The 15962-nt window shown below is 64.9% G+C and carries 20 protein-coding genes; 7 read left to right on the top strand and 13 right to left on the bottom strand.

Annotation, left to right across the window (positions count from 1 at the left end):
• Positions 1 to 7: 7 nt before the first annotated feature.
• Complete coding sequence (locus tag WH265_RS11075; RefSeq protein ID WP_339558323.1) at positions 8 to 505, bottom strand: flavodoxin family protein; 498 nt, start codon at positions 503 to 505, stop codon at positions 8 to 10.
• A 119-nt stretch (positions 506 to 624) separates the two neighbouring features.
• Between WH265_RS11075 and WH265_RS11080 the strand changes: the two genes are divergently transcribed.
• The gene (locus WH265_RS11080) at positions 625 to 1050 is read left to right on the top strand and encodes a PaaI family thioesterase (protein ID WP_339558324.1); all 426 of its coding nucleotides are present in this window, start codon (positions 625 to 627) and stop codon (positions 1048 to 1050) included.
• A gap of 56 nt (positions 1051 to 1106) precedes the next feature.
• Here the strand turns inward: WH265_RS11080 and WH265_RS11085 are convergent, their stop codons facing one another.
• Together WH265_RS11085 and WH265_RS11090 are read right to left on the bottom strand one after the other, a co-directional pair.
• Positions 1107 to 1895, bottom strand: a complete 789-nt coding sequence (locus WH265_RS11085; protein ID WP_339519566.1) for an enoyl-CoA hydratase/isomerase family protein — start codon at positions 1893 to 1895, stop codon at positions 1107 to 1109.
• A gap of 55 nt (positions 1896 to 1950) precedes the next feature.
• On the bottom strand, positions 1951 to 2940 hold the full coding sequence (locus WH265_RS11090) for a Bug family tripartite tricarboxylate transporter substrate binding protein (protein WP_339558325.1): 990 nt from the start codon (positions 2938 to 2940) through the stop codon (positions 1951 to 1953).
• 212 nt (positions 2941 to 3152) lie between these two features.
• Here WH265_RS11090 and WH265_RS11095 point away from each other — a divergent pair, with 212 nt between their 5' ends.
• The gene (locus WH265_RS11095) at positions 3153 to 3947 is read left to right on the top strand and encodes a crotonase/enoyl-CoA hydratase family protein (protein WP_339558326.1); all 795 of its coding nucleotides are present in this window, start codon (positions 3153 to 3155) and stop codon (positions 3945 to 3947) included.
• Positions 3948 to 3962: 15 nt separating this feature from the next.
• On the opposite strand, the gene pdxR is transcribed toward WH265_RS11095, so the two are convergent.
• The gene (gene pdxR, locus WH265_RS11100; protein WP_339558327.1) at positions 3963 to 5405 is read right to left on the bottom strand and encodes a MocR-like pyridoxine biosynthesis transcription factor PdxR; all 1443 of its coding nucleotides are present in this window, start codon (positions 5403 to 5405) and stop codon (positions 3963 to 3965) included.
• A 109-nt stretch (positions 5406 to 5514) separates the two neighbouring features.
• On the opposite strand from pdxR, the gene WH265_RS11105 reads away from it, so the two are divergent.
• From WH265_RS11105 to WH265_RS11115, 3 genes are read left to right on the top strand one after another with little or no spacing between them, the layout of a single operon-like run.
• Positions 5515 to 5952: a carboxymuconolactone decarboxylase family protein gene (locus tag WH265_RS11105; RefSeq protein ID WP_339558328.1), complete on the top strand. Its 438-nt coding sequence runs from the start codon at positions 5515 to 5517 to the stop codon at positions 5950 to 5952.
• 33 nt (positions 5953 to 5985) lie between these two features.
• Positions 5986 to 6711, top strand: coding sequence for an NmrA family transcriptional regulator (locus WH265_RS11110; RefSeq protein ID WP_339558329.1), 726 nt, complete (start codon positions 5986 to 5988; stop codon positions 6709 to 6711).
• 58 nt (positions 6712 to 6769) lie between these two features.
• A complete protein-coding gene (locus WH265_RS11115; protein WP_339558330.1) occupies positions 6770 to 7405 on the top strand; it encodes an FMN-dependent NADH-azoreductase in 636 nt (211 codons plus the stop codon).
• 394 nt (positions 7406 to 7799) lie between these two features.
• On the opposite strand, the gene WH265_RS11120 is transcribed toward WH265_RS11115, so the two are convergent.
• Complete coding sequence (locus tag WH265_RS11120; RefSeq protein WP_339558331.1) at positions 7800 to 8390, bottom strand: hypothetical protein; 591 nt, start codon at positions 8388 to 8390, stop codon at positions 7800 to 7802.
• Positions 8391 to 8534: 144 nt separating this feature from the next.
• Positions 8535 to 9251 (bottom strand): transcriptional repressor LexA, encoded by a 717-nt coding sequence (gene lexA / locus WH265_RS11125; RefSeq protein WP_021024923.1) that lies wholly within the window; start codon positions 9249 to 9251, stop codon positions 8535 to 8537.
• 114 nt (positions 9252 to 9365) lie between these two features.
• Between lexA and WH265_RS11130 the strand changes: the two genes are divergently transcribed.
• The gene (locus WH265_RS11130; RefSeq protein WP_339558332.1) at positions 9366 to 10391 is read left to right on the top strand and encodes an asparaginase; all 1026 of its coding nucleotides are present in this window, start codon (positions 9366 to 9368) and stop codon (positions 10389 to 10391) included.
• A 96-nt stretch (positions 10392 to 10487) separates the two neighbouring features.
• Here the strand turns inward: WH265_RS11130 and adk are convergent, their stop codons facing one another.
• From adk to WH265_RS11165, 7 genes are all read right to left on the bottom strand, one after another.
• Positions 10488 to 11144 (bottom strand): adenylate kinase, encoded by a 657-nt coding sequence (gene adk, locus WH265_RS11135; RefSeq protein ID WP_021024925.1) that lies wholly within the window; start codon positions 11142 to 11144, stop codon positions 10488 to 10490.
• A gap of 217 nt (positions 11145 to 11361) precedes the next feature.
• A complete protein-coding gene (gene kdsB / locus WH265_RS11140) occupies positions 11362 to 12156 on the bottom strand; it encodes a 3-deoxy-manno-octulosonate cytidylyltransferase (protein WP_021024926.1) in 795 nt (264 codons plus the stop codon).
• 185 nt (positions 12157 to 12341) lie between these two features.
• Positions 12342 to 12938 carry a hypothetical protein gene (locus WH265_RS11145; protein WP_339558333.1) on the bottom strand — a complete coding sequence of 199 codons (597 nt, stop codon included), beginning with the start codon at positions 12936 to 12938 and terminating at the stop codon, positions 12342 to 12344.
• Between the two features lie 163 nt (positions 12939 to 13101).
• Positions 13102 to 13299, bottom strand: coding sequence for a Trm112 family protein (locus tag WH265_RS11150; RefSeq protein ID WP_027010813.1), 198 nt, complete (start codon positions 13297 to 13299; stop codon positions 13102 to 13104).
• A gap of 8 nt (positions 13300 to 13307) precedes the next feature.
• Positions 13308 to 14429 (bottom strand): tetraacyldisaccharide 4'-kinase, encoded by a 1122-nt coding sequence (lpxK, locus tag WH265_RS11155; RefSeq protein ID WP_339558334.1) that lies wholly within the window; start codon positions 14427 to 14429, stop codon positions 13308 to 13310.
• 55 nt (positions 14430 to 14484) lie between these two features.
• Positions 14485 to 14901 carry an ExbD/TolR family protein gene (locus WH265_RS11160; protein WP_021026537.1) on the bottom strand — a complete coding sequence of 139 codons (417 nt, stop codon included), beginning with the start codon at positions 14899 to 14901 and terminating at the stop codon, positions 14485 to 14487.
• 19 nt (positions 14902 to 14920) lie between these two features.
• Positions 14921 to 15541 (bottom strand): MotA/TolQ/ExbB proton channel family protein, encoded by a 621-nt coding sequence (locus tag WH265_RS11165; protein ID WP_021026538.1) that lies wholly within the window; start codon positions 15539 to 15541, stop codon positions 14921 to 14923.
• Between WH265_RS11165 and WH265_RS11170 the strand changes: the two genes are divergently transcribed.
• The gene (locus WH265_RS11170) at positions 15531 to 15827 is read left to right on the top strand and encodes a hypothetical protein (protein ID WP_339558335.1); all 297 of its coding nucleotides are present in this window, start codon (positions 15531 to 15533) and stop codon (positions 15825 to 15827) included. The genes WH265_RS11165 and WH265_RS11170 overlap by 11 nt on opposite strands.
• Positions 15828 to 15962: the final 135 nt, after the last annotated feature.

Below are 15962 nucleotides of genomic sequence, written 5' to 3' on the forward strand. Positions count from 1 at the left end.
GCCTGCTTTAAAAAATGCCCATGGTTAGACCTGCTGCCATGGCTTCGCCCAGTTCGCGGCAGCGCTGCAGATCGTCTGCGCCAATCTGCTTGGTCGCGGCAATGGCCTCAGGCGTTTGGGCATGGGTGCAGACAATCAGCGGCTCGGCAATGGGCTTGAGCCGCCAGCCTGTGGCGATGCGGGCAATTTGGCGCGCCGCGTTGCTGCCATCGCTGCCAGCGCAGATGAGGGCGGCATAGGGGCGGCCCTCAATACGGTCCAGCGCCGCGTAGTAGCAGCGGTCAAAAAAGTCCTTCATCAGCCCGCTCATCGCAGCCAGGTTCTCGGGGCAGACAAACAGGTAGCCGCCGGCGTCCAGCACATCGGCAGGCCCGGCATAGGGCGCGCACAGCAGGCGCACTTGCACACCGGCCTGGCTGGCGGCAGCCGCACGCGCGGCCTCGGCCATCTGGCGGCTGCCATCCGTGTGGCTGTGGTAGACGATCAGGAGTTGGGGGCTGTCCATGGCGGCAAGCATAGTGGCAAAGGCGGCTGTCATGTGCAGGACGCGGGGCCGCGCATTGGGAGGCAGCGCATGCTAGATTGGCCCATCACGACCCCGTCCTGGCCACCAGGCACACCACCATGAACGCATTGTTTGAACGCATTTCTACCAGCTTCCATGCCCAAGGGCTGATGCAGACCCTGGGCGCAAGCCTGCTGTCCGTGCAGCCGGGGGAGGTGCAGATTGCGCTGCCCTACCAAAAGGCGCTGTCGCAGCAGCATGGTTTTTTGCATGCCGGCGCCGTCAGCAGCGTGGTCGACAGCGCGGCAGGCTATGCGGCGCTGACGGTGGCGGCCGAGGGCTATGAGGTGGTCACGGCCGAGTTCAAGATCAACCTGATGCGCCCGGCGATTGGCGAGCGCTTTGTCGCCATTGGCAAGGTGGTGAACGCCGGCAAGCTGCTGACGGTGTGCAGCGGCGAGGTGCTGGCCTATGGCGCAGATGCGGCAGTGCCACCCAAGGTGGTGGCGCTGCTGCAGGCGACGATTGTCAATGTGAAGTACTGATCTGACGCAGCAGCAGCCCACCAGGGCCGCTGCAGCTGCGCCTTCCGATCAGGTGCTCAGTCCTGCCACTGGAACAGCGGCGGCTGCTTGCCCACAAAGCGGGCAATCGCCTCCTGGTGGAAGGCGCTTTCGCGGCACAGCGTCTGGGCCAGCGCTTCTTGCTGGTAGATCTCGTCGCGCTGGGTCTCAAAGGCGCGGTTCATCACGCGTTTGGTGTAGCCCATCGCCTCGGTTGGTGCGCTGGCAAAGCGCTCGGCAAAGGCCAGCGCGTCGGCCAGCACGTCTTCGCTGGTGATCTTGTAGACCATGCCCATCTGCTGCGCCTCAGGGGCGGCGACGACGCGTGCGGTAAAGGCCAGCTCCTTGGCCGCTTGCAGGCCCACCAGGCGCGGCAGCAAATACATGCCGGCCAGGTCAGGCACAAAGCCGATCTTGGCAAACACGCAGCAGAACTTGGCAGAGGGCGCGGCCAGCACAAAATCACCCGCCAGGGCCAGCGACAGGCCGGCGCCAAAGGCGCTGCCCTGCACGGCGGTGATGACGGGTTTTTCCATGTCCAGCAGCTCGTCAAACCAGCGGTGCAGGCCCAGCATGCGGTTGCGGCTGTCAAACACATCTTGCTTGCCGGCAACGGCCGCTTGCATGCTCTTGATGTCGCCGCCGGCGCAGAAATGGCCGCCAGCCCCCGTCAGCACCACGGCCTTGATCGCGCGGTCATCGCGCACCTGCGGGATCAGGCGGCTGAAATCCTCGCGCATCTGCTCGTCGAGTGCATTGCGGGCCTGGGGGCGGTTCATCGTCAGCACGGCGGTGGTGCCATGCATGCTCAGGGTCAGGGCGGTCATATCAGTCGGTTTTCAACAATAAAACGGTAGGGCGGGCCAGGGGCGGGAGCGGGGGCTATTCGGCGCGGATGCCCAGCTTTTGGGCCACCGGAATCCAGCGTTCGCGCTCGGAGGCCACAAACTGCCCCCATTCTGCGGTGCTGGCCGCAATCGGCTGCGCACCTATGCGACGCAGGCGCTCTTGCACATCGGGCTTGGCCAGGGACTGGTTGATGGCCCGGGCCATGCGCGCCACCGCGTCAGCCGGCGTGCCGCTGCGGGCGACCACGCCAAACCAGGCGCTCGCCTCAGTGTCGCCAAAGCCCAGCTCGGCCAAGGTGGGCACCTGGGGCAGCGCTGCAAAACGCTGCTTGTCCAGGATTGCCAGCGGCACGATGCGCCCGCCAATGGCCTGCTGCATGCAGGAGGGCAGCGCGTCGAACATGATGTCCACATTGCCCCCCATCATGCTGGTGATGGCCGGTGCGCTGCCGGAGAACGGCACATGCGTCACCTGAAAGCCCATGCGCTCGGCGGCATATTCGCCCGCCAGGTGGGTGATGTTGCCGCTGCCGGCCGAGCCCATGCTCAGCGTCTTGCCCTGGCGCTGTGCTTGCTGGGCGAGCGTGATCAGCGCGCGCAAGTCGCTGGCGCCCAGGTCCTTGCGGGTGACCAGCAGCAAAGGCGCCTTGCCCAGGCCCGCGACCGGCACAAAATCCTTGACCGGGTCATAGCTCATCTTGGCGTAGATGGCGCTGTTGATGACCAGCGGCGCATTGGAGCCGACAAAGAAGGTGAGCCCATCGGCGGGGGCGCGCAGCGCCGTCTCGGCCGCAATCATGCCGGCGGCGCCGGCCTTGTTCTCGATGACGATGGGCTGGCCCGTGCTCTGGCCCACATCCTGGGCCACGATGCGCGTGATCTGGTCGGCGGCGCCGCCCGCAGGGTAGGGCACGACCCAGCGCAAGGGGGCATCGGCCGCGCGTGCCAGCCAGGGGCTGGCCAGGCTGGCGGCTGCGCCCCATTGCACAAGACGGTGGTGGAACTGGCGTCGGGATACGGGCATCAACTGTCTCCTAGGCAGCATCTAGTTATCGGCATGTGGGACGCTGCCTGCCCCAGCATCCATGCAGGCTAGGGCCGTTTTTGGGCAGCGTCCAATACCAAATTGCACTCAGCTGATATGCAGGCGCATGCGGGCTTTAACCGTATGCTCTGGCTCATTCGGCGCACAGCGCTGACCACATCGAGACCTACCCGGAACCAGGAGCCCCTTCCATGACTGCATTTTTGAACTACGAACAGCAAGGCCATGTCGTCACCCTGACGATGTGCCAGCCCGAGCGCCGCAACCCGCTGACCGGCAACACGGCGGTGGCCGAGATCCTGGCCGCCTGCGAGAAGATTGCGGCCGACAGCAGCGTGCGTGCGGTCATCCTGACGGGCGAGGGCCCCGCGTTTTCGTCGGGCGGTGATATCAAGACCATGCAGCAGCAGTCCTTTGGCGATGTCGATGGCATGCGCATCCGCGATGACTACCGCCGTGGCATCCAGCGCCTGCCGCTGGCGCTGTTCAACCTGGAAGTACCCACCATCGCGGCGATCAATGGTGCAGCCGTGGGCGCGGGCCTGGATCTGGCCTGCATGTGCGATCTGCGTGTGGCCTCGGACAAGGCCAAGTTTGCCGAGAGCTTTGTGAAGATGGGCATCATCCCCGGCGACGGAGGTGCCTGGTTGCTGCCCCGGGTGATTGGCATGGCGCGTGCGGCCGAGCTGTCGCTGACCGGCCGCATGATCGATGCCGCCACCGCTTTGCAGTGGGGCCTGGTGTCGCAGGTGGTGCCACCCGAGGAGCTGCTGAACGCCGCCAACGCCTTGGCCAGCGAGATTGCGGCCAACCCGCCCCAGGTCACCCGCATGACCAAGAAGCTGATGCGCGAAGGCATGCACCAGAGCCTGGCGTCGTTGCTGGAGCTGTCCGCTGCCTACCAGGCGCTGGCGCACCAGACGGCGGACCACCGTGAAGCCGTGAGCGCGTTCCTGGAAAAGCGCACGCCTGAGTTCAAGGGCTAAGTTGCCGTTCGCCCCCTAGCCAAAAGCCTGTTGCATCTGCCGAGCCAGTTGCAGGGCCTGCGCCTCGCTGCAGATATTGGCAAAGCCCATCAACAGGCCTTGGCGCGGCGGGGCATCGATATACCAGCGCGACAGCGGATGCGTGGCCAGGCCTAAGACGCGGGCGCGCTGGGCCACCAGGCTGTCGTTGTCGCCGTCCTGGATTTGGCCGAGCAAGTGCAGACCGCCGGGCTGCAGGTCAATGCGCAGGCGATCGCCCAGCACTTGCTGAAAACTGCGCTGTGCGACTGCGCGGCGCTCGGCATACAAGAGCCGCATCTTCTTGAGGTGGCGGGCAAAGTGGCCCTGGGCCATGAAGTCGGCCACGCTGGCCTGCAGCAGGTAGGGGCAACCGGCATTGAGGTTGGAGCTGACGGCCTGAAAGCGCGGCACGACCTCGAGCGGAACCACCGCGTAGGCCAGGCGCAGACCGGGAAACATCACCTTGCTGAAGGTGCCGGCGTAGATCACGCGGTCCTGCCGGTCCAGGCTTTTGAGGGCGGGCAGGGGCCGGCCCTGGTAGCGGAACTCGCTGTCATAGTCGTCTTCGATGATCCAGCTGCCGGCTTCGTGCGCCCATTCGAGCAGCGCCATGCGCCGCTCCAGCGACAAGGTCACGCCCAGCGGGCTTTGGTGCGAAGGCGTCACCATCGCAAACCGCGCATAGGGGCTCAGCTGCCGGCCCGCATCCACCTGCAGGCCCTGGGCGTCGACGGGCACCGGCACGATCTGCACGGCGGCATTTTGCAAAAACGGCCGCGCCAGGATATAGCCCGGGTCCTCGAACCAGAAGGCATCGCCAGGGCTGGCCAGGCTGCGCAGGCTCAGCTCCAGGGTGTTGCGCAGGCCGGTGGTGACAAACACCTGCTCGGGCACGCAGGTCACGCCGCGCGACACCGCCAGGTAGGCCGCTATGCGCTGGCGCAACTCCTCATCGCCTTGCGGGTTGGGGTAGGCGAGGCGGAAGGGCTCGCTGCTGCGCAGGCGGTGGGTGACCAGCCGGTTCCAGACCTTGCGCGGAAAGGCATCGATCGCTGGCAGGCCCAGCTGCAAGGGGCGCGGCTGCAGGCCGTCGTGGTCTACGATATCGGCGGCTGGTGGCTGGGCCATGGCTTGCGGCGCCGGGGCCGTGGCAGCCGGGGGCAGGCTCGGCGAGATGACGGTGCCCGCCGCCCCGCGTACCTGGAAATAGCCTTCATCGGCCAGGATGCGGTAGGCCAGATCGACGGTGCCGCGCGCCAGGTTCAGCTCGGTGGCCAGCGCCCGTGCCGCAGGCACCCGGTCGCCGGCGCGCAGATGGCCTTGCGCAATGGCGGTCTTGAAGCGCTGGCAGATCTGCAGGTACATGGGCAGCTGCAGGCTGCGGTCGATCTGCAGCTGCAGCGCTGGCACAGGGCGGGAATTGGAAGGGTCAGACATCATGGCCTAGTCATTTTTGCATTTCTTGGCTCTTTTGGCTTGGCCAAGACCATCGCATACTGGCTACCAGCAACGGAATTCACCGACGCAACCCTGGATGGAGATAGCTATGCAAACCCGACTCGACTTCTACACCGCTGACCCCGCCATCATGAAGGCCCTGATGGGCGTGGAAAACCAGATTGCCAAGGGCAGCCTGGATATTCTGCTCAAGGAACTGGTGCGCCTGCGCGCCTCGCAGATCAATGGCTGCGCCTTCTGCCTGGACATGCATGTGACCGATGCGGTCAAGGCCGGCGAATCCAGCCGCCGCCTGGCGACCGTGGCCGCCTGGCGCGAGACGCCTTTCTTCAGCGACCGTGAGCGTGCTGCGCTGGAATGGACCGAGGCGCTGACGCTTGTCTCGCACGACCATGTGCCCGATGCTGTCTGGGAAGCCGTGCGCCCCCACTTCACGGATGCCGAACTGATGGAGCTGACCGCCGTGATCACCTCGATCAACAGCTGGAACCGCTTTGCAATCGCCTTCCGCAAGATGCCCGTTTAAGAAGCTAGCTCTTGGCGTGGCGCAAGGCGGGCTATGAAAATCCTGGTTCTGGGCGGCTGCAGGCCGCTGGGCGCGAAGGTGGTCAGCAATCTGCGGCAGCTGGGCTACCCGGTGGTCGCGGATGCAGACACCAATATGCCAGCAGCGCTGCATGGTGTTGAAGTGCTGATGGATGTGCGGGAGCCGCCTGTGCTGGATACGACCGACGCGCTGGAGGGTTGGGCGTGCGCATGCCGCCAGCTGAATGCCGCCATTGCGGCTGCCGCTGTGGCGCACCATATTGCGCTGTCGGCCTTGGGGGTCCAGCGCTTGCAAGGCAGCCGCTACTACCAGGCCCTGGCGTTGAGAGAGCAGCTGACCCAGGCGGGCAGCACGCCCTACACCGTGCTGCGTGCCGCACCCCTGTACGAAAGCCTGGCGCAGCTGGCACAGGGCGGCGCAGCCGACACGGCGCTGACCATGCCCCTAGCGCGTATGCAGGCGATGGCCGCAGAGGACCTGGCGATGCTGGTGGCCGATGCCGCGCTGGCGCAGCCGTTGGATGGCTGCATGGAGGTGGCCGGGCCCCAGAAGATGGCGATGGCCGACTGGATGCAGCATTACCTGCGCTTGCGCGGCGACCCGCGGGAAGTGCTGGGCGATGCCCACGCTCTGTATCGGGGGGCGTTGCTGGACGGTGACAGCTTGCTGCCCACGGGACCCGCTCGCCTGGGACGGACCACGCTGGCGGCCTGGGTCTGCAAATGCAGGGCGGCTTGATGCCCCAGGCATTGGCTGGACACCGGGGTGTGATTATTTTCAAACGATTGGACGACTGATGACCCGTACCTTGCTCTTGAACTGTGGCCCCCATGGCCAGGCCAGCCATGGCTACCAACTGGCGGCCGATATGCTGGGCGAGCTGGGCCTAGCGCAGCATCCGCTGCTGGAACGTGATCTGGTGGCCACACCGATACCGCCGATCAGCCGCGACTACGCGTTGGCGATCACCGCCAATGCAAGCGCAGATGCACCCGCGCTGGCCTGGTCGGAAACGCTGATCAAGGAGCTGGAAGACAGCGATCTGCTGATGATTCTGACCCCCATGCACAACTTTGCGGTGCCGGCCACGCTCAAGCTCTGGCTGGACCATGTGATCCGTATCCACCGCAGCTTTGCATCCACGCCCGAAGGCAAGATTGGTTTGATGAAGGACCGTCCTAGCTTGGTATTGGTGAGTTCCGGCGGCTTCCATACGGGGCCCCGGGCCAAGCAGGAAGACTTTTTGACGCCCTATCTGCGCTATGCGCTGGCCTCCATTGGCATCCGCAATGTGCATTTTGTGTTGCTGCAAGGCCTGGTGTTTGGGCCTGACGCGGTGGCTGCTGCGCTGGATGGCGCAAGAGATGCGTTGCGCGAGCAACTGGCCCCATTCAAGCAGCAGGCGCTGGAGGCTTTGGCTGCTGCGCGCTGACAGGACAAGAGGCTGGCGCAAGTGGGCAGCAGACAGCGATGGCTGGCAGCGCGGGCTGCCGAGCACGCGGGCCTTGTGTCACCATGGCCTGGTCTGAGCGGCAGGAAGGGATGCTGCTGGCTGGGCAGCTCTGAGCCGCTGTTGCAACCGCCCTGCATATTGCCCGGAATTTCTCAGCGCCGTTCTGGAATCCCTCCGGTAGGCCGTTGTCTAGCCGGCCGCACCTAGCCGGCCGCACCTGGCCGGCCGCACCAACTGGCACATCGGGCCGCCTGCGGCATGGTGGCGCGTCAGGAATGCCGAGCCCCATGCCCAAACCCTTGGCCCGCCTGGCTCTGTTTGCAGCGTTCAACGCATGCTGGCGGCCAGACTTGATGCCCGCCTGGGCACCGGCTTAGACCGCGTGCAGATGTTCCAGCCGTTCCAGGCGTTCGAGCTCGGCACAGATATCGGCCATGCTGCCCGACATGGCCCAGCGCATACCCTTTTGGCGGTGCAGGCTGGCCGGTTGGGCCCAGTACATCTTGATGGGGGCATCGTTGGCGGCCTGGGCGCTGCAGCGCTGCACTGACAGGAAGGGGCGGGTGTGGGACTGTGCGCCTACCGAGAGGCGGCGGCGCGCAGCGGGTTTGCGCGGCAGGCGGATGCGGTCAATGGGGCGCTGTGCGGGGGCCTCATCGGCAGGGGAGTCTGCGTGGGGCTTTTCCATGCCGGACGTGTCCACGCGGGACGTATCCACGCCGGACATGTTCAGGCCCTGGCCATCGAGCAAGCTCAGCTGCTGGGCGGCGCCACGCTGTACAGCGGCAGAGGACGCGGTGGCAAAGCAGTGCACCTGGGCGGCGAGCTGGCCGTCATTGGCGGCGCCATGGCCGGGTCGGCGGCGGTTGCTGCGCACAATGGCACGCTGGATGGACTGGAACCAGGGCAGGCCAGCGACGAGGGAAAAGGGCGCAAGCGCGCACAATGCATCTGCTACAAGCATAGGAGACTCCTTGGTATACGGGTAACAGCAGGATTGCGCAGGGCGAGCGCATCCCCCAGGGCTGTGGGCCAAGAGCCCACAACGCCCGCTACCTGGGGTTGCGCAGAAAAGGGAGGGCCGAAGTGGCCGGAAGGGCCGCTAGGCCTAGTTCAGCATCGTGTTGCGGATCAGGCCCACGGCAATGCCTTCGATCTCAAAGGGCTCGCCGGGCTGCACGATGATGGGCAGGTAATCCGGGTTTTCGGCCAGCAACTCAATGCCGTCCTTGGTGCGCTGCAGGCGCTTGACGGTGACGTCATCGCCCAGGCGCGCCACAATGATCTGGCCGTTGCGGGCCTCGCGCGTGGCTTTGACGGCCAGCAGATCGCCATCGATGATGCCGACATCGCGCATCGACATACCGCGCACCTTGAGCAGGTAATCGGGCTGCTGCTGGAACAGGCCGCCCTCCACGGTATAGGTTTGGTCGACATGCTCTTGCGCCAGGATGGGCGAGCCGGCCGAGACGCGGCCGATCAGCGGCAGGGCCAGCTGGGCGAGCTCTTGCACCACGCGGCCGAGGCCGGCGGTGGCATTGGACACGCCTGCCAGCGGTGAGGAGAAGCGCGTGCCGCGAGCGGCATTGATGGAGCGCACGGTATCGCTTTGCAGGCGAATCCCCCGGGAGGTGCCGCTGACCAGCTCGATCACGCCCTTGCGGGCCAGCGCCTTGAGGTGGTCTTCTGCCGAATTGGCCGATTTGAAGCCCAGCTTGCTGGCAATCTCGGCGCGCGTTGGCGGGGCGCCGGTGCGCGAAATGGCGGTCTGGATCAGGTCCAGAATTTCTTGTTGGCGCGCGGTCAGTTTGGGATGGTCTCGCATAAGATCTCCGTGTGATCTGCGGTGCCGGGCAGAAGCAAAGCCACTGTGCATCCCAACACCTGTATATCAATCCAGTACCTGTATTTTTAACCAGTTTTTTGCAGGAGGCAAGCCTTGCAGCCAAAAATTTTGATCATCGGCACCGGCGGCACCATTGCCGGCATGGCCGATGATGCCGAGAAACCCGGCCAATACCGCGCAGCCCAGCTGTCCATTGCGGCCTTGCTGGCGGGTGTGAGCGGCATCGAGACAGCTGCGGCAGGCCCGCTGGATGCGGTGCAGATAGCGCAAATTGATAGCAAGGACATGAACGACGAGGTCTGGCATGCACTGCTCAAGCGCTGCGATGCGGCCATGCGCGATGAGACCGTGCGCGCTGTTGTTATCACCCACGGAACCGATACGCTCGAAGAGACGGCCTGGTTCCTGCACTGCGTTTTAGGACGCCTGGCCAAGCCCGTGGTGCTGACCTGCGCCATGCGCCCGGCCAATGCGCTGATGCCCGATGGCCCGCAAAACCTCAAGGATGCCGTGGCCGCCGCAGCGGCGCTGGATGCGGATGGCCAACCTCTGCTGCGGGAGGTGGTGGCCGTGACGGGCGGCGGCGAGCTGCACAGCGCGCGCTGGCTGCAAAAGCTGCACCCGCACCGCTTGCTGGCCTTTTCATCGGGCGAGCAGGGCCCCTTGGGCTGGGTGGATGGCATGACCGTGCGCCTGCGCCAGGGCTATGCGCCGCAAGCTGAAGATGTGGCGGGCGACTACACCGGCAGCGCCTGGCTGGCCGCCTTGCCTGCCCCCGCCAGCGCGCCCTGGCCCTGGGTGGAGATCGTTACCAGCCATGCCGGTATGCGCCCCGGGCTGGTGGACGCCCTGCAGGCCCAGGGCATCGACGGCCTGGTGGTGGCGACCACCGGTAATGGCACCGTGCATCAGGTGCTGCTGGAGGCCATGGTGCGTGCACGCCAGCAAGGTTTGCCGGTATGGCGCAGCAGCCGCTGCAGCGATGGCGTGATCAGCGATGCGGTGTTGCCCGGGGTGGCCGATCTGCAAAAAGACTTGGCGGTGGCCTTGACGCCCTACAAATGCCGGGTGAGTTTGCAGCTGGCGCTGGTGCAGGCACAGACCCAAGCCAAGGGTTAGCGCAGGTACCGAAGGCCTGCTTGCTGATGACGGGGACAGGCATAAAAAAGCCACTGTCGCAAGACAGTGGCGGTGCGGATAAGTCCGAGCGACTTATCAGGCCTGCAGCGCGGCAATGGCGCGTTGCGTGATCTCTTCGACCGAGCCCATGCCGCTGATGGCGCGGTACTTGGGAGCGGCGGCTGGGTCTTGTGCGGCCCAGCTGCTGTAGTAGTCCACCAGGGGGCGGGTCTGGTTGCTGTACACATCCAGGCGCTTCTTGACGGTTTCTTCCTTGTCGTCTTCGCGCTGCACCAGGGCTTCGCCCGTCACATCGTCCAGGCCTTCGGTCTTGGGCGGGTTGAACTTGACGTGGTAGGTACGGCCGGAAGCGGGGTGGCTGCGGCGGCCGCTCATGCGCTCGATGATGGCTTCAAACGGCACATCGATTTCCAGCACATAGTCGAGCTTGACGCCAGCGGCCTTCATCGCGTCGGCCTGGGGAATGGTGCGGGGGAAGCCGTCAAACAGGAAGCCATTGGCGCAGTCGGCCTGGGCGATACGTTCCTTGACCAGATTGATGATCAGATCGTCACTGACCAGCTGGCCGGCGTCCATCACGGCCTTGGCCTGCAGGCCCAGCGGCGTGCCAGCCTTCACGGCGGCGCGCAGCATGTCGCCGGTGGAAATCTGCGGAATACCGTATTTTTGGCAGATGAAGGCAGCTTGCGTACCTTTGCCGGCGCCGGGTGCTCCCAAAAGAATTAATTTCATGACGGTCCTTGGAGAATAAAAAACTTGCACGGCAAAAGCGGGCACTAAAGCCCGCTTTTACACAAAAAAACTGGGCTTGAGCATATCACGCATCAGGGGATTGTCAGCGAACTGGCGCCAATACCGTGTCTCGGCTGCGCAAGACAGGCATGCTGCGCCTTTTAGCTTACGGTGTGCTTGCATCGGTGGCCGTTGCGGTGCAGGGCAGGCACGCGGGTTACATCACCGCGCCCAGCAGCTGGCGCACGCGCACCAGGTCTTCGGGCGTATCAACGCCCGAGCCGGGGATCTGCCGCGTCACATGCACGGCGATGCGGTGGCCATGCCAGATCGCGCGCAGCTGCTCGAGCATCTCGATCTGCTCGGTCGGGGCCTGGCTGAGCGTGGGGAAGGTATGCAAAAACTGGGCGCGGTAGCTGTAGATGCCCATATGGTGCAGCGGCGCAAAACCGGGCGTGCCGGTGGTGCCGGGGTTCTTCCACCAGGCGACATTGACAAAATCACGACCCCAGGGGATGGGCGCGCGGCTGAAATAGCTGGCCAGGCCCTGGGCATCGAGCACCACCTTGACGACATTGGGGCTGAGCAGCGACTCCAGATCAGCGATTGGGTGCGCGACGGTGCCCATGCTGGCCTCGGGCCGCTCGCTGAGCAGCGCCGCGACCGCATCGATCAGCGCCGGCGCGATCAAGGGCTCGTCGCCTTGCACATTGACCACGATGTCATCACCACCCAATTGCAGCAGGCTGCAGGCCTCGGCCAGGCGGTCACTGCCACTGGGGTGCTTGGGCGAGGTCATCACCGCTTGCACGCCATGCTTTTTGCAGGCGTCGATGATGCGCTCGTCATCTGCTGCCACCACCACGCGCTGGGCAGCGCTCTCTTGCGCGCGCCTGGCCACGCGCACCACCATGGGCAGGCCGGCGATATCGACCAGGGGCTTGTTGGGCAGGCGCGAGGAGGCCATGCGCGAAGGAATCAAGACAGTAAACGGCGCGGGAGCGGATGCCATGGTGCTAAAGGAGAGGAGAGTGAAGCTGACGTAAATTGTAGCGAGGAGGGTGGCCGGCGAGGTGCAGCCGGCAAGGTGCGGCCGGCGAGGTGGCCGACAAGGTGCAACCAGCGAGTCGCAGCCGACCAGGCCCGACAGCGGCAAGCCACCTACCCAGGCAGTCGCCGCTGCTGCGGCGCCCGAGCTCAGGGCGCAGGCTTGACAGGCGTATTGGTCTCGTTGCTGCCAAACAGAATGGCTTCGATGGGGCGCAGCTTCTTGGCGTCGATCATCTCGCGCAGCTTGGGCAGGATGGCGACCAGGCCGTCATAGCCCTGGGCTTTTTCCAGTTGCAGCTGCAGCCGAAAGCCCTTGAGCCCCAGGCCGCTGACCAGCTGGCTGGCAGCGGCATAGGCCTTGATATAGCGCTCGCTGGGATTGCTGATGGCGGCAGCCGCGTGGGTGGCGGTGGCCTGCGCTGCAGCTGGGGCGGCTGCGGCAACGGGCGGCGGTGTGGGTGCAGGGGCGGCCAGGCTGTCAATGATATCGCTGGCACTGGAGGGCCATTGGCCCGCGTCGCTGGGGCGCAGCAACTCCAGCAGGCCTTGCTGCAGCAGCTGCTTGATGTCTTCGAGCACCTGCAGCTGTCCGCCCACCGACGGCGACAGTGCCATCACCTGCTCAATGCTTTTTTGCCCATCAAACATGATGAAGGCCGGTCGCATGCGGTGCGGCAACGAGGGATCCCGGGCGCGCAGCGCCTCCATGCCTTTGTCGGTTTTCTTGAGAATCAGGGTATGCATGGCAATGTGCTGAAAGTAATGGATGCAATCCACAAGGCTTGCCCGCAGGGGCGGCGTGCCTAAAATTTCAGCAAATTGTGTCTTTTTTTTACAAAACCGCTATTGGGGTTTGCCTGTGCGGACGGCCATGCCGGCCCTGGTGGGGCCGCAACTTCATCAAAGCTTAATCTGCCGCAGCTAAGGCGTCGATTTCTTCGTCGCTGAGCGGGCGCGCTTCGCCTTCGAGCATGATGGGCATGCCATCGCGCACCGGGTAGGCCAGGCGCGCGCTGCGCGAGACCAGCTCCTGGCGCTCGCGGTCATAGCGCAGGGGGCCTTTGGTGACGGGGCAAACCAGCAGTTCGAGCAGTTTCGGGTCCATAGCAGCAATCAGTCTTTCTTAACAGGGGGCGATGCGGGCTGGCGCTGGCGCAGCAGTGCATCGGCATGCTGGCCAAAGGCCGGGTCGATGGCGACCTCCAGCGGCACAGCCAGCGCATGCGGGGCAATGCGCCAGAGCTTGTGCGCATCCTTTTCGGTGCACAGCAGCACGGGGGCATCGGGTGCGCCTATTGTAGGTGCGCTGGTCGCGGCGATTCCGAGGCTTGCCAGCCAGGCCGGGTCGTCCAGCGGCGCATGGTCGGGCAGTGCATCGCTGCGGGCGAGCTGCAGGCCCTGGGCTTGCAGCATCGCAAAAAACTCCTGCGGATAGGCAATGGCGGCCAGCGCATGCACCGGCCGGCCGCGCAGATCGGCAAGCGCATGGCGGCGGCCATCCTGGCCAACGGCATAGTGGGCCAGGCTGCGCTGCAGCGGCCAGGCCGCTGCACCTGTGGCGGCCAGCTGCTGGGGCGCTGGGCCGGCGTAGAGCGCAATATCCAGCCGCCGGGGCCAGGGCTCGCGCAGCGGCCCGGCCGGCAGTTGCCAGCCATTGCCAATGCCTTGGGCGTTGAAGACGGCAATCTCCACATCGCGGGCCAGTGCCAGGTGCTGCAGGCCATCGTCGCAGACCAGCACATCGACCTCGGGGTACGCCTGCAGGGCGGCCTGGGCGGCCGTGGCGCGCAGCGCAGCCACATACACCGGCACGCCACTGCGCTGGGCGATCAGCAAGGGCTCATCGCCCACCAGGCGCGGGTTGCTGCCGGGGGTGACGGCTATCGCGTTGGGATTTTTGCTGTTGTCGCGCCCATAGCCGCGCGAGATAACCGCTGGCCGCCAGCCCCGGGCCTGCAAGGCCTGCACCAGGTGCAGGGTCACAGGCGTCTTGCCGGCGCCGCCGGCAATCACATTGCCGACCACCACCACGGGCACCGGCGCGCGGTAGGCCTTGCAAAGGCCGGTGCGGTAAAGGGCGCGGCGCAGCGCGCCCAGCGCCGCATAGCACCAGGACAGTGGCAGCAGCGCTATGGCCAGCAGGCCTTTGCGCTGCCAGGCATCGGTGATGCGCGCCGAGCGGGGGCGCGTGGCAGCAGCTGAGGGCGAAGGATTGGGAGGGGGCGGGACGGTCATGCAGGCTGCATGCTAGCACTGCCCAGGCGCGGGGCCTGGAGTTTAGAACAGGTTCTTAGCGTGCGGCCGTCTGGGTGGCAAAGGTGATCTGCTGCAGGCCAACGCGGCGGGCGGCTTCCATCACCGAGACCACCGACTGGTGCGGCGCCAGCGCATCGGCGCTGATGATGATCACGCTGTCCTTGCCAGCGGTGGCGGCATTGCGCAGCGCCTCGGCCATGTCGGCCACGGTCTTGCCTTCCAGCGCGACCTTGCCCACGGCATAGCGCCCATCGGCAGCGACGGAGACGATGATTTCCTTGGGCCGGTCGCGCAGCTGCTCGGCATTGGCGGTCGGCAAGGTCAGCTGCAACTCGGTGAATTTGCTGTAGGTGGTCGAGAGCATCAGGAAGATGAGCACGACCAGCAGCACATCAATGAACGGGATCAGGTTGATCTCGGGCTCGGTCGTGGTGCGGGGGCGAAAGTTCATGCTGGCTCCTGCCCGGCGATCAGCTGCGGCGCAGCTTGTTCAGGTGGCGCAGAAACTGCTCGGCCGACAGCTCCAGGGTGAGCAGGTAGCCATCGACCCGGCTGCGGAAGTAGCGCCAGAAAATGAGGGCAGGGATGGCCACCATCAGGCCAAAGGCCGTGTTGTACAGCGCAATCGAGATGCCGTGGGCCAGCATGCTGGGGTTGTTGCCGCCACCGCTTTGCGAGCCAAAGATCTCGATCATGCCGATCACCGTGCCCAAAAGGCCCAGCAAAGGCGCAGCCGATGCGATGGTGGCGAGGGCCGTGAGGTACTTTTCGAGCTTTTGCGCTTCGCGGCGGCCGGTGCTCTCCAGCGTGGCGCGCAGGTCGGCCTCCGAGATGCGGGGCTCCAAGGTGATGGTGCGCAGGCCGCTGGCCAGCACCTCGCCCAGCGACGAGTTCTGGCCGAGCTGGTTTACCACTTCGGCGCTGGGCACCCCATTGGCAGAGACGGACATGGCTTCCTGCAGCAGGTTGGCCGGGGCGACTTTGTCAGCTTTCAGGGCCACAAAGCGCTCAACGATCAATGCCAGGGCCAGGATGGAGCAGGCAATCAAGGGCCAGATGGGCCAGCCTGCTGCTTGGATGATGGAAAACAAGATTCTCTCTCCGCTCTTTCTTTTTCAGCGGCCATTATGGCCCAAGGCCACTGCCGGTCCGCCTAAAATCGGCGCTGGCGCTGCGTCCAACCCACAGTCCCGGGATGCCGGAAAGGCCCAGTCATCCACAAAAAATGTGGATAACTTTGTGGGTAATGTGTCATCAGCCGGAAAAATTGCCCAATTTACGGGGTTTTTCTTAGATTGCTTAAAAAATAAGCTGATAAAAATATCGAAAAATCAAAAGCTTGTACGTAGGTTCAATATTTTGTGCTACAGAGTATGACGTATGCATGACGCTGTCACAGAGCCGCTCTCTTGTGGACTACTGCGTGTTGGAGGTGTGGGAAAAGGCGATTTTTGAGCCTTCCATGGCCTCTATGTCGTTGCTGTGACGGGAAAAAATGCCGCTGCCAGTGGT

It is taken from the genome of Comamonas sp. MYb396, assembly GCF_037479555.1.
Classification (GTDB): Bacteria; Pseudomonadota; Gammaproteobacteria; order Burkholderiales; family Burkholderiaceae_C; genus Comamonas.

Coding starts and splice junctions, on each gene's coding strand:
- WH265_RS11075 (WP_339558323.1), bottom strand. CDS start 505: ATGGACAGCCCCCAACTCCTGATCGTCTACCACAGCCACACGGATGGC.
- WH265_RS11080 (WP_339558324.1), top strand. CDS start 625: ATGAACGCATTGTTTGAACGCATTTCTACCAGCTTCCATGCCCAAGGG.
- WH265_RS11085 (WP_339519566.1), bottom strand. CDS start 1,895: ATGACCGCCCTGACCCTGAGCATGCATGGCACCACCGCCGTGCTGACG.
- WH265_RS11090 (WP_339558325.1), bottom strand. CDS start 2,940: ATGCCCGTATCCCGACGCCAGTTCCACCACCGTCTTGTGCAATGGGGC.
- WH265_RS11095 (WP_339558326.1), top strand. CDS start 3,153: ATGACTGCATTTTTGAACTACGAACAGCAAGGCCATGTCGTCACCCTG.
- pdxR (WP_339558327.1), bottom strand. CDS start 5,405: ATGTCTGACCCTTCCAATTCCCGCCCTGTGCCAGCGCTGCAGCTGCAG.
- WH265_RS11105 (WP_339558328.1), top strand. CDS start 5,515: ATGCAAACCCGACTCGACTTCTACACCGCTGACCCCGCCATCATGAAG.
- WH265_RS11110 (WP_339558329.1), top strand. CDS start 5,986: ATGAAAATCCTGGTTCTGGGCGGCTGCAGGCCGCTGGGCGCGAAGGTG.
- WH265_RS11115 (WP_339558330.1), top strand. CDS start 6,770: ATGACCCGTACCTTGCTCTTGAACTGTGGCCCCCATGGCCAGGCCAGC.
- WH265_RS11120 (WP_339558331.1), bottom strand. CDS start 8,390: ATGCTTGTAGCAGATGCATTGTGCGCGCTTGCGCCCTTTTCCCTCGTC.
- lexA (WP_021024923.1), bottom strand. CDS start 9,251: ATGCGAGACCATCCCAAACTGACCGCGCGCCAACAAGAAATTCTGGAC.
- adk (WP_021024925.1), bottom strand. CDS start 11,144: ATGAAATTAATTCTTTTGGGAGCACCCGGCGCCGGCAAAGGTACGCAA.
- kdsB (WP_021024926.1), bottom strand. CDS start 12,156: ATGGCATCCGCTCCCGCGCCGTTTACTGTCTTGATTCCTTCGCGCATG.
- WH265_RS11145 (WP_339558333.1), bottom strand. CDS start 12,938: ATGCATACCCTGATTCTCAAGAAAACCGACAAAGGCATGGAGGCGCTG.
- WH265_RS11150 (WP_027010813.1), bottom strand. CDS start 13,299: ATGGACCCGAAACTGCTCGAACTGCTGGTTTGCCCCGTCACCAAAGGC.
- lpxK (WP_339558334.1), bottom strand. CDS start 14,429: ATGACCGTCCCGCCCCCTCCCAATCCTTCGCCCTCAGCTGCTGCCACG.
- WH265_RS11160 (WP_021026537.1), bottom strand. CDS start 14,901: ATGAACTTTCGCCCCCGCACCACGACCGAGCCCGAGATCAACCTGATC.
- WH265_RS11170 (WP_339558335.1), top strand. CDS start 15,531: ATGGAAAACAAGATTCTCTCTCCGCTCTTTCTTTTTCAGCGGCCATTA.